The 10,998-nt window shown below is 68.5% G+C and carries 10 protein-coding genes and 1 pseudogene; 8 read left to right on the top strand and 3 right to left on the bottom strand.

Annotated features, from left to right (window positions below; all coding sequences use genetic code 11):
* From ACFY93_RS12470 to ACFY93_RS12460, 3 genes and pseudogenes are all read left to right on the top strand, one after another.
* Positions 1-460: IS5 family transposase (locus ACFY93_RS12470; RefSeq protein WP_391356796.1), on the top strand; the 460-nt coding region annotated here is incomplete at its 5' end.
* A gap of 33 nt (positions 461-493) precedes the next feature.
* The gene (locus ACFY93_RS12465) at positions 494-973 is read left to right on the top strand and encodes a hypothetical protein (RefSeq protein ID WP_391356793.1); all 480 of its coding nucleotides are present in this window, start codon (positions 494-496) and stop codon (positions 971-973) included.
* A 286-nt stretch (positions 974-1,259) separates the two neighbouring features.
* Positions 1,260-1,496 (top strand): annotated as a pseudogene (locus ACFY93_RS12460) (superoxide dismutase); the annotation flags it as partial.
* On the opposite strand, the gene ACFY93_RS12455 reads toward ACFY93_RS12460, so the two are convergent.
* The 3 genes from ACFY93_RS12455 to ACFY93_RS12445 all read right to left on the bottom strand — a co-directional run bounded on the left by ACFY93_RS12455 (position 1,468) and on the right by ACFY93_RS12445 (position 5,077).
* Positions 1,468-3,102 (bottom strand): N-6 DNA methylase, encoded by a 1,635-nt coding sequence (locus ACFY93_RS12455; RefSeq protein ID WP_391356791.1) that lies wholly within the window; start codon positions 3,100-3,102, stop codon positions 1,468-1,470. The pseudogene ACFY93_RS12460 and the gene ACFY93_RS12455 overlap by 29 nt on opposite strands.
* A 155-nt stretch (positions 3,103-3,257) precedes the next feature.
* The gene (locus ACFY93_RS12450) at positions 3,258-3,797 is read right to left on the bottom strand and encodes a GNAT family N-acetyltransferase (protein ID WP_391356788.1); all 540 of its coding nucleotides are present in this window, start codon (positions 3,795-3,797) and stop codon (positions 3,258-3,260) included.
* Positions 3,794-5,077 carry an XRE family transcriptional regulator gene (locus ACFY93_RS12445; RefSeq protein WP_391356785.1) on the bottom strand — a complete coding sequence of 428 codons (1,284 nt, stop codon included), beginning with the start codon at positions 5,075-5,077 and terminating at the stop codon, positions 3,794-3,796. Before ACFY93_RS12445 ends, ACFY93_RS12450 begins: the two co-directional genes overlap by 4 nt.
* A gap of 239 nt (positions 5,078-5,316) precedes the next feature.
* Between ACFY93_RS12445 and ACFY93_RS12440 the strand changes: the two genes are divergently transcribed.
* The 5 genes from ACFY93_RS12440 (at position 5,317) to ACFY93_RS12420 (ending at position 10,992) form a co-directional block, all read left to right on the top strand.
* Positions 5,317-5,763 (top strand): ATP-binding protein, encoded by a 447-nt coding sequence (locus ACFY93_RS12440; protein ID WP_391356782.1) that lies wholly within the window; start codon positions 5,317-5,319, stop codon positions 5,761-5,763.
* Positions 5,764-5,990: 227 nt separating this feature from the next.
* The gene (locus tag ACFY93_RS12435; protein WP_019759144.1) at positions 5,991-6,179 is read left to right on the top strand and encodes a hypothetical protein; all 189 of its coding nucleotides are present in this window, start codon (positions 5,991-5,993) and stop codon (positions 6,177-6,179) included.
* A 190-nt stretch (positions 6,180-6,369) separates the two neighbouring features.
* Positions 6,370-6,549, top strand: coding sequence for an FxLD family lanthipeptide (locus ACFY93_RS12430; RefSeq protein ID WP_391356779.1), 180 nt, complete (start codon positions 6,370-6,372; stop codon positions 6,547-6,549).
* Positions 6,550-6,766: 217 nt separating this feature from the next.
* Complete coding sequence (locus ACFY93_RS12425) at positions 6,767-9,721, top strand: thiopeptide-type bacteriocin biosynthesis protein (protein WP_391356776.1); 2,955 nt, start codon at positions 6,767-6,769, stop codon at positions 9,719-9,721.
* Positions 9,718-10,992 carry a lanthionine synthetase LanC family protein gene (locus ACFY93_RS12420; protein ID WP_391356773.1) on the top strand — a complete coding sequence of 425 codons (1,275 nt, stop codon included), beginning with the start codon at positions 9,718-9,720 and terminating at the stop codon, positions 10,990-10,992. The genes ACFY93_RS12425 and ACFY93_RS12420 overlap by 4 nt, the downstream gene beginning before the upstream one ends.
* The last annotated feature ends 6 nt before the right edge of the window (positions 10,993-10,998 follow it).

Below are 10,998 nucleotides of genomic sequence, written 5' to 3'. Positions count from 1 at the left end.
GATCCATCTCGCGGTCGACACCGCCTGCCGCCCGTTGGCCGTCATCGTCACCGCAGGTCAGGCGGGCGACAGTCCTCAGTTTGTTCCCGTACTGGAGAAGATCAAGGTCCGCGGGCCGGTCGGCCGACCCCGGACCCGGCCCGGAGCCGTTGCCAGCGACAAGGCGTACTCCTCCCGCCGCAACCGCACCTACCTGCGCAGACGCGGAATCAAGGCCGTGATCGCCGAGCCCAGGGACCAGGCGGCGAACCGCCGGAAGAAGGGCTCGCGCGGCGGGCGTCCCGTCACCTGCGCCCCCGACCTCTACCGCAAACGCAATACCGTCGAGCGTGGCATCAACAAGATCAAGGCATGGCGGGGCCTCGCCACCCGCTACGACAAGGACCCCGCCAATTACCAAGCCGGCCTCGAACTCCGCGCGGCACTCCTCTGGATCCGCAGCCTCCAGGCCACCCAGTGATCACAACATCAGACAGGCCCTAGGAGTTCCATCGTGAGCCGTCTTCGCACCCCCGCGCACCCCGCCTACCTCAGCGTCGTACGCGCGAGCGCCTGGTACGACCTGGTCGTCACGGCGGGATTCGCGACTCCGTGGACCTACGCATGGGTACACGACGCGCTGTCATCGGGCGCCCAGGCAATGGGATTCGACGCCCTGCCCGAACTCGACACCTGGCAGGTCCTGTTCGCCAACCTGATGGGCTCGGTGGTGGTCGTCTGGTCCATTCTGCGCATCGTCAGGCCGCTGCCGGAACACGGGCTGTTCGACGGCATCGCGCGCACCCTGTTCGCGACGTGGCAGGCCTACGCACTCGCCCAGGGCGCGTCGGACCTCCTGTGGCTGTTCTTCGGCGTCGAGGTGGCGTTCGGTGTCCTCCAGCTCGTGCCGTGGACGTGGGGCCGGAACGCAGGCACCGTGCCTGACGGTGCGAGCCCGGCCGAAGGACGCCCGCTCGACATGGCAAGTCGGTGACGGCCACCGCGTTCTCCACTTGTCTCTGCCACGAAGGCCGATCGTACGAGCGTGCTGCCCGCTGAAGGTGAGACGCGCGGGGTCGGCCAGATCCGGCGGGCGCCGGTTGAGAAGACGATCACCTTCCTGGAAGGACTGCACCCATGCCGGGTGCCGCACCACCGAAAGCTGACGGGCCGACCCCGCCACAACCCATGCTGATGCACATAAGATGCTGTTGCAAGTTGTTCGCAATAACGCCCTAGGCTGTCCCAGGACGATCACCTCACCGAAGGAGACGCGCCAGATGGGCACCTACGCGCTTCCCGAGCTGCCCTACGACTACTCAGCGCTTGCGCCGGCCATCACGCCGGAGGTCCTGGAACTGCACCACGCCAAGCACCACGCCGCCTACGTCAAGGGAGCCAACGACACGCTGGAGCAGATCGCCGAGGTTCGTGACAAGGACCAGATCACACCCACCGGCCTCGTCGGCCTGGAGAAGACCTTCGCGTTCAACCTCTCCGGACACGTCCTGCACGCTCCAATGCAGCGAGAACCTGAGCCTGCAGGTGGTCGGACTCGGCGAAGGCGTTGCGGAGTTCCTTCGTCAGGCGCTTGATTTTGTCAGCGTTAGACTCGTCTTCCTTCACGGCTTCCTCCGCTCCTACGTAGCGGCCGGGCGTGAGGATCCAGTCGTGCTGCTCGATCTCCTCTAGCTTGGCCGAGTAGCAGAAGCCAGGGATGTTGGCGTACTGACCCGCATCGGTTTCACCGCGCCACGCATGGTACGTGTCAGCAATCCGCGCAATCTCCTCGTCCGTGAGTTCGCGGTGTACCCTCGTAGTCATCTCGCCTGGCATGTTCCGAGCGTCGATGAAGAGCACCTCACCGCGCCTATCTCGCCAAGGCCGCCTAACGTCGGGTGTTTTCTTTTTGGTAAGGAACCATAGGCACGCCGGAATGCCGGTATTGTAGAATAGTTGACTGGGCAATGCCACCATGCAGTCGACCAAATCCGCTTCAATCATTGATTGGCGGATGTTGCCTTCGCCGCTGGTTCTGCTAGACATGGAACCATTCGCGAGTACCACGCCAGCCACGCCACGCGGTGACAGTTTACTGATGATGTGTTGGAGCCATGCGTAGTTGGCATTGCTCGCGGGCGGCGTTCCGTACATCCAGCGGGCGTCGCCGCGCAATTGTTCACCGTCCCAATCGCTAATGTTGAACGGTGGATTTGCAAGGATGAAGTCGGCTTTCAGGTGGGGATGCAGGTCCGTGTGAAAGGTGTCTGCAGCCCGCTTCCCTAGGTCAGCGCTGATATGGCGCAGTGCAAGGTTCATCTGGCCGAGGCGCCATGTGGTGTCGTTGAGTTCTTGGCCGTAGACTGCAATCTCGTCATGAGCCCCACCATGACTCTCGATGAATCGGTGTGCCTGAACGAACATGCCACCGGTTCCGCAGCACGGATCGTAAACACGGCCGTGCAGCGGTTCGGTCATCTCTACAAGCAGTTTTACCACGCTGCGTGGAGTGAAGAACTCTCCGCCACCTTTACCTTCTGCTGCGGCGAATCGACCGAGGAAAAACTCGTACACTCTGCCCAGCAAGTCGGTATCGTCCGGCTCCCCCATTGCCTGCTGGCCGAGACCGATGGAGCCGATAAGGTCAACCAGTCCTCCGAAACGTCGTTGGTCAATTGCCAGGCGAGCGAAGTCCTTGGGCAATACACCGCGTAGCGCTGGGTTTTCGCGCTCGATGGCTGTCATGGCCGCGTCGATGTTTTGCCCGACTCCGCCTGTTTTTGCTGCATCCTTGAGCTGCGACCAGAGGGCATCTTCAGGAACCCAGAAGATGCCCTCGCTCGCATACTCGTCTCGTGAGTCCAAGAGGTCGCCGCGCCACTGTTCATCCTCGACGTAGTCGGGCGAGGCGGGATCCGACAACCTGCGTGCTAGGTCAGCGCGGTATCGCTCGAATGTCTCGGAGGCATACTTAAGGAAGATCAGCCCCAGCACAACGTGCTTGTATGACGCGGCATCGAGGCTTCCCCGCAGCTTGTCTGCAGCCTGCCAAAGTTTGTCCTCGATAGCGAGCGAACTGCTGGCCTTACCAGCCCTTTTTCCACTGATCACCTCTTGCGCCACTTGCGCTGGCTCCTCGCTCGCCCGGTTACTCATCCATTAGCCCCTGTCAACGCGAGGCTGCTTCAGCAAGGCTAGCCCGCTTTGGGTGGTGCCGGATGCTGAGGACTTCGCTCTGTCGGTCAGTCACGACAACGTGAGTTCGGCTGCAGGGCAAGTCAGCGGCTGGAGCGGATCATCACGGTAAGGACCGGTGAGGCTGGTGACGGCTGACTTTGGCCGATGTCCTCGTACCCCCACGACTTGTAGAGCGTGTGAACCTTTCCGCCCCCAGCGGCTGGGTTGACCATGAGCGTGATGAAGGGCTCGTCGCGTGTGGCGAGGAGTGCGTCGTGGATACGCCTGGCGGTGCCTGTTTTCCTCCAGGCCGGCCGGAGGCCGATCTCCTTGAGAGCCACGGCCGGACGCTCGGTGTACTTCCCCGCCGGTGTCGGGCTGGTGCGCTGCCAGTAGCGGTCGCCGTGCTCGATGGTGTTGCCGTAGGCGTAGCCGACCGGATGCCCGTCTGCGTATGCGAGCACGGCCGTGAACCCCGGTTCGGCGCCGTGCCGGTCCAGGCGCTCGCCGAACGCGGTGACGGCGTAGTTGGGCAAGTGGAGGAGCGGGGCGCGTACGTCGGCGTACACGTCGAGGAGGTCGCCGCGGGCGGTGTCGAGGGTGGTGAAGGTGCGCAGTTCGATGGCGGGAGCCGTGGTCATGCAGCCATCCTCCAGGTGGCGGTGTGCTCGGTCCAGGTCTGCACGGTGGTGTTGCCCGGCGCGGTGGCACGCAGCGCGGCCCCGAACTCCTGCAGCATGCGCGTGACCCGGGCGTGCTGTGTGGCGGCTTCGGCGGGGACCTTCATCGCAGTGGCCGTGGCGGCGTCGGGGGCGCCCTGGGCGAGCTGGGCGTGTGCGAGCCGGGTGGTGGTGATGGCCCGGGACCGGATCATGTGGGGCCGGAGGGCGGACAGGCAGCGGTGGGCGTGGTACTCGGCGGTCGAGTAGTCGCCGAGCGCCAAGTGCGCGGAGAGCGCCAGGGAGTCCAGCTCGGCCTGGTCGTAGAAAGCGAGCATCCACACCGGCCGGTAGTCGGCGGGGTCGGCGCGCAGCATGGCGTCCTGCGCCTGCTCGAAGGCCCGCCGGGTGCCGGTGCGGTCCTGTGCCGTGCCGTGGATGGCGCCCTGGCGGGCCAGACCGAGGGAGGCGAACAGGGGGTCACGGCGGGTGAGGTGCAGGTTGCGGGCGACGTCGTTGGCGGCGAACGCGTCGGCGGGGCGGCCCATGTGGCGGTACATGGTGCCCGCGTGGCTCCAGATGCGGAACTTGATGGCCTGGTCGCCGGACATCTCTGCGAGGGCCTGGGCCTCGCGCATGTGGGCTTTGGCGACGTCGTAGCGCCGGCCGTCGATGGCGGCCCACATCGCGGAGGAGCGGAAGGCGGCTGCGGAGGCGTAGAGGTTGCTTCGTACGCGCTGGGTGGCGCTGCCCGCGTTCTGGACGTTGAGCGCCTCGTCGGCGAGGGCGGCGGCCCGCTGTTCGATGCCGAGTTGTCCGCCGTGGCGGTGGTCGCTGGCGATGATCTCGGCGAAGCGCTTGTTGAGGCGGTTGACGTCGCTCATGCCGATACGGCGTGGCGACGCGGTGCCGGGTGCGGCTGCTGCTGCGGCAGCCGCCGCGATGCTGCCGACGAGGGTACGACGCTTCATGTCGGGGTCCTCCTGCTGCGGTGAGGCCGGGGTGGACGAAGGCCGGCCCCGTGGCACGAACCCTAAAGCGACAGCGGGTAGTCCGGTGACCTCCTCAAGCGCCTTGCGGGCAGCTGACTTTGGCCACGTGACCCGGCCCGCTTTCCATGCCCGGACCGATGAGCCGTCGAGTCCTCCAGGGCGCCCGGTCAACCGTTCAATGGCCCTGTTCACGGCCTCGGCGAGGCTGTTGGAGCTGTAGCCGTGTTCGGTCATCCACGCCTCAAGAACGGTGTTGCGGGTGGTGTCCATGCGGGCACGGTAGCCCTCGCCATCCCTGCTCGCCAGGTAAAGGAGAGGTCAAAACGCCCTAGGCGAGTCCGTCGGCTGAGTGCCTGAACGTCCTAACCAACCTGCTGTGACAGGGAGTTGTCTGGGTGCTAGTCGCCCGCCGCCCCACCGTGCGGGCGGCTGTTGACGGCCCGGCCCGCCCCTGAGGTTCCCCCGCGGGGGCGGGCCGGGCGCCGAGACGACACGAAGGCTCCATCCCAATGACGAGTCTGAGCACACCAATTGCGGCACCCTCTGTCGGCCACCCGACGTACAGCCAGACCTTCCCGTGCAAGCCGTCCACGGCCGAGATCGGCCGCGATCTCGTCCGAGACGTCCTCGGTGTGTGGCACCTCGACGGTCTCGCCGACCGAGCCGCGCTGATCGTCACAGAGCTGATCGCGAACGCCTGCCGGCACACCCAATGTTCCGAGATCCGCCTCACGGTTGCGCGACCGGATGCGACACGACTGCGTGTCGGGGTCGTGGACCGGGAACCATCGCGTCTGCCCATACTCAGCCAGGTGGCTGACGACGACGAGTCGGGGCGCGGGCTGCTCCTCGTCGATGCTGTTGCCGACCGTTGGGGCTACGACCTCCAGGGCTCGGGCAGACGCCCCTGGGGCAAAGAGGTCTGGGCGGAACTCCGCACCGAGGGCGGCAAGTGAGCATCCCGGCCACGGCGCCCTCGCCCCTTCCGGACCTCGCCCGACTCCGGGCCCGTCAGCAGATGGCCATGGACTGTGCCCTCTGCGCCCGCCCACTGGGAGCGAGCGGTCGACGGCTGGGCGAGATACGCCACCGGGGCCTGCCGTTCCAGCTCTGGGCCTGCGCTCCCAACTGCCAGGCCGCCAGATCGACCATCCCGACCAGCTGAGTAAGGGGACGTCCTCCCATGGAGTGGCCATGGATCACCGGTGATTGCTGGCTCGGCTGCGGGCGTACCGGAGTCCTGGTGATCTGGCTCGGCCCGGTGCAGTGGGACGGGCAGCACGCACCCTTCTACGCGTGCGAGCCGTGCCTCGATCGTCTCAAGGCCCAGGCGCTCGCCTACTTCATGGAGCGGCGGCCGGCATCCGCTTGATCGGACTCACGGCACACGACTTCCCGGCGTGAGGCAGGCAGCCCGCGAGGACTTTCCTACGCGGAGCACGTCCCCTCGTGCCGGGCGGCCAGGAGCCGTCCGGGGAGCAGCCGTCTGGCGACGCTCCCGTGGCGGCATCTGGTGGGCGCTCCAGCCCAGTAACACCACAACGATTGTGAGGAGTTGCAGCATGACGCGCACCACCGTAGTTCCCAGCCGCACCGAAGTACGCCCGCAGATCCCGGGGGCGTCGGACGGCTTCGACCTGGACGTCTCCCTCGTCGAGATCGCCGACCCGGCGGGCTTGGTCAACCTGACCGACGACAACTGCGGGTCCACCTGCGGCGCCTGCACCACCAACGTCGCCTGACCCGGCCCTCAGGTCAATCCGGTCTGGTGCTGCCGCGTCTCCGCGCGGCGGCACCAGCCGCCCGCCCTCTCACCTACGGAGGTACTTGGTGGTTGCTTCGCCTGCAGCGTTCCGCACCGGTTCCGTTGCTCTCGTGCGCGCCGTGGCCCGGCCCTCGCTGCCGATTCCTCCATGCCCTGACCTCGATGACCGCTCACCCAGTGGTTCGTCTGCCCGTGTGGCGTGGCTACGCGCGGTCTGGGCGGACAAGGACGTCGCCGAGGCACTCCAGCACTCCAGCCCGGTCCTGGCCGCGCAAGTAGGGGCCCTGTGCGCAGCCGAGGATCCCGCCCTCCGGGATGTGCAGCGCGCCGCACTGTCCGTGGCCCGCTACCTGCTCCGGGCGCAGCACCGGGCCACACCCTTTGGCCTGTTCGCTGGCGTGGCCACCGCGGAGTTCGGCCCGCAGGCACGGGCCGACTGGGGCGAGGAGCACGTGGCTGTGGGCCGCGCGGGGGCAGGGTGGCTGACGGCCCTGGTCGCACGGCTGGAGTCATGCCCAGACCTCCTCGAACGGCTGCCCGTCGTCATCAACAACACCGTGACGTACCGGGGAGACCGGCTCATCGTGCCGTTCCAGCCCGTCGTTCAGGACGACCGGACGCGCGCGGTCGAGGCGTCTCTGGCCCTGACTGGACCGGTGCGCGCGGTCCTGGCCGCGACCTGGGCGCCGATCCGGTTCGGCACCCTCGTGGACAAGCTCCAGGCGGAGTTCCCCGAGGCCAGTTCCGAGAAGGCGCGTCACCTCTTGACGGAGCTGATCCGGCGGCGCGTGCTGATCACGGGCCTGCACGCTCCGAGTACCGAGACCGACGCCCTCGGGTATCTGGTGGGCCAACTCGACGCGATCGACGCCGGCAGCCTCGCCCCGGTCGCCGAGACTGTACGCGAACTCCGCGCGGTCCGGGCGGGTCTGGATAAGTGCGCCACGCATGGTGGCCGGGACAGCGTCGCGTCGCGGATGCGAGACCTCGTCCCTGGCCTGCGTCGCCACCCCGTCGCGCTCGACCTCCGCCTGGACGCCCAGATCGTTTTGCCGGAAGTGGTCGCCCAAGAGATCGAGCGGGCCGCTCTTGTCCTGACCCGCTTGAGCATCCGCCCGTACGGGACCGCCGCCTGGAACGCGTACCACCAGCGGTTCTACGAGCGGTATGGCATCGGCACGATGGTGCCGCTCGCGGAGGTCGTCGCGGACAGCGGCACCGGCTATCCCGACGGCTACCCAGGCGCTCCGGCCAGCGCACGCAGGCCCCGCGTCTCCGCTCGGGATGACGCCCTCGTACGGCTGGCTCAGGCCGCCGCGCTCGACGGCCGTGACGAAGTGATCCTCACGGACGAACAGATTGAGGCCCTGGACGTGGGTCCCGACGAGCCGCGGCTGCCGCCGCACTTGGAGCTCGGGGTGCGGGTGCACGCGTCAAGCCTGGAGGAGTTGCAGCGCGGGCGGTTCCGGCTGGAGGTCGTGAGCGTGTCCCGTGGCGCCGGCGTCTCCACGGGCCGATTCCTCAGCGTGCTGGCCCCCGCTGACCGCGAGGCCCTGGCCGCCGAGCTTGCCGACCTCCCGGCCGCAGACGGCAACACCATGCCCGCGCAGCTCTCTTTCCCGCCCCTGCTCCCCGAGAGCGCCCACGTCACCCGCTCCCCACAGGTGCTACCCACCGTGATCAGCCTTCAGGAGCACCGCACCCCGCAGGACACCGTCCTCACCCCGGAGGACTTGGCTGTGGGGTGCGACGGCCGCCGCATGTACCTCGCCTTCCCTGAGCGAGGCCACCGCGTGGAGGTCGTCGGGATGCACGCGCTGAACCTCCACACCCACACCCCACCACTGGTGCGGTTCCTCACCGAACTGTCCCGCGCCCAGTGCGCGCAGGTCACCGTCTTCGATTGGGGCGCCGCAACGGCGATGCCGTTCCTTCCACGTCTGCGGCACGGCCGGACTGTGCTGGCCCCGGCACGCTGGCGGCTGGAAGCGTCCGAACTGCCCGGCCGTGCCCGTCCTCGGGCTGAGTGGGACGCCTCGCTCAGCGACTGGCGTGCCCGGCGGAGGCTGCCGCGCCGCGTCTACCTCGTAGAGGACGACCGGCGCCTCTTCCTCGACCTCGACGAGGCCGGCCACCGTGCGCTCCTGCGCAGGCACTTCGACCACTCGCGCCCGGCCATGCTCGTCGAGGCCCCGGAACCAGAGGCGTATGGCTGGTGTGGCGGGCGAGCCCACGAGGTCGTGGTGCCCCTCAAAGCAACCAGGCCGTCGGCATGGCCGCCACTGCCAGCCCCCAGCCGGGCCCGTGCACTGTCTGCGGACCAGATGCAGACGCCTGCCTCTTCCGCGGTTCTTCTGGCCGCCCTCTACGGTGACCCCCGCCGCCAAGGCGTCTTGCTCTCCCGGCACTTGCCCGGCCTCCTCGAACAGCTCGGCAACCCGCCGTGGTGGTTCATCCGCTTCCGCGACCCGGACCAACACCTCCGCGTACGCATCGCCCTCCCCGCCCCGGAAGCCTTCGCCAGCACGGCCCGAACGGTGAGTGCCTGGGCCGACGAGCTACGAAGCATCGGCCTGCTGGCCGACCTGCGCTATCCCACCTCCTACCGGGAGATGGGCCGCTGGGGCTCCGGCGCCGCATGGGAGGCGGCCGAGGAGGTGTTCCGGGCGGACTCGCGCGCCGTCCTGGCCCAGCTCACTCAGCCTCAGCGCCCTGGACCGCGCACGCTGGTGGTGGCGCACACCGTCGCTATCGCCTCCGCGTTTCTCGGCAGCACCGAGGCTGGCATGCAATGGCTGATCGACCACATCCCTCCGAAAGCCCCCGCTCCCGTTCCGCGCCCCCAGTTCATCGACGCCGTACGGCTCGGTGACCCGAGCGACGACTGGTCGGTGCTGCGCAGTGTGCCGGGCGGGGACGCCATCGTGTCGGGATGGGCTGACCGGGATACGGCGCTCGCCAGGTACCGGCCGCACCTGCCCAGCCCGGACACCCAGGGCATCGCCGTCGACGACGTCCTGGCCTCCCTGCTGCATGTCCACTTCGTGCGCCACGTCGCCGTGAACTTCCCGGAGGAAGAGGTGTGCCTCCACCTGGCGCGTGCCGCTGCCCTGGCCTGGACCGCCCGCACTCGAGGGAGGGCCTCGTGACCGCTCACCCCGCGCTCGGCCTGGTCGACGCCATCGCCGCCCGGCTCGCCGACCCCGACACCGCGCTGCTCGGCTCCAGGACGCTGTCCTCGGACCGGCAACACCTTGCTTACGGCCCGCCGGGAATCGCGCTCCTGCACATCGAGCTGGCCGCTAACGGCCGCGGCCCGTGGCACCGCGCCCACGCCTGGCTCACCGCCGCCTCCCGGCAGCCGCTCACCAGCGGCCCGGACAGCCACCCGTTCTATGGAGTTCCCGCCTTCGCCCATGCCCTGAGCTGTGCCGCCGACCACCTTCCCGGCTCCCACCAGCGAGCCCTCGACGCGATGGACGGACAGATCGCAGTCGACGTCGGACGCCGTCTCGACGCTGCACACCGCCGCATCGACGCCGGACGCCTGCCGCAGCTCGCCGAGTTCGACGCCATCCGGGGCCTCACCGGATACGGCGCCTACCTACTGCGCCGAAACCCTGGTGGCTCCACGATGCGCGCCGTTCTCGACTACTGCGTGCGCCTCACCGAACCGATCACCCACCACGGCGAGAGCCTGCCGGGCTGGTGGACAGAGACCGGGCCCTCGGGCAGCCCGGACGACCGATTCCCTGGGGGACACGCCAACACCGGTATGGCGCACGGCATCGGCGGCGTGCTCGCGCTCCTGGCCCTCGCCGCTCGGAACGGCTCCGTCATCAACGGGCAGCATGCAGCACTGCGCACCATCCTGACCTGGCTGGACCGCTGGAAGGAGAAGGCCGACGGCGTCCCGGTCTGGCCGTACTGGGTCACTCAGGGCGAGCTGCGCAGGGGGCGTCTCGTCCCGTCCGCGCCCCGGCGACCCTCCTGGTGCTACGGCACCGCCGGCCTCGCCCGCGCCCAGCAACTTGCCGCGCTCGCCCTCGGCGATGCCAGCCGCCAGATCGAGGCGGAGAACGCGCTCGTGGCCGCCCTCACCGATCCCGAGCAGCTGAAGGCCACGACGGACAACGGCCTCTGCCACGGGTTCGCCAGCCTCGCCCACGCTGCCACGCGTACGGCCGACGACGCCCACCCCTCGACCGCGGGAAAACTCCGCGCCGCGATCCCGGCCCTCCTGGCTTCGGTCATCCCGCCGGGCACCGACCCCGAACTCATGGCCACGGCGCTCATTCAGGGCGAAGAAGGCGGCCCCGGCCTACTCGACGGCGCCGTCGGCATAGCCCTGGCCCTCCTCGCGTCCAGCACCGCCGCATCACCCCGCTCCGCCTGGGACGCATGCCTCCTCATCGCTTGATCCACC

This window comes from Streptomyces sp. NPDC008313, from assembly GCF_042956125.1.
Lineage (GTDB): Bacteria > Actinomycetota > Actinomycetes > Streptomycetales > Streptomycetaceae > Streptomyces.
This window is presented reverse-complemented; position numbering and strand designations above follow the sequence as displayed.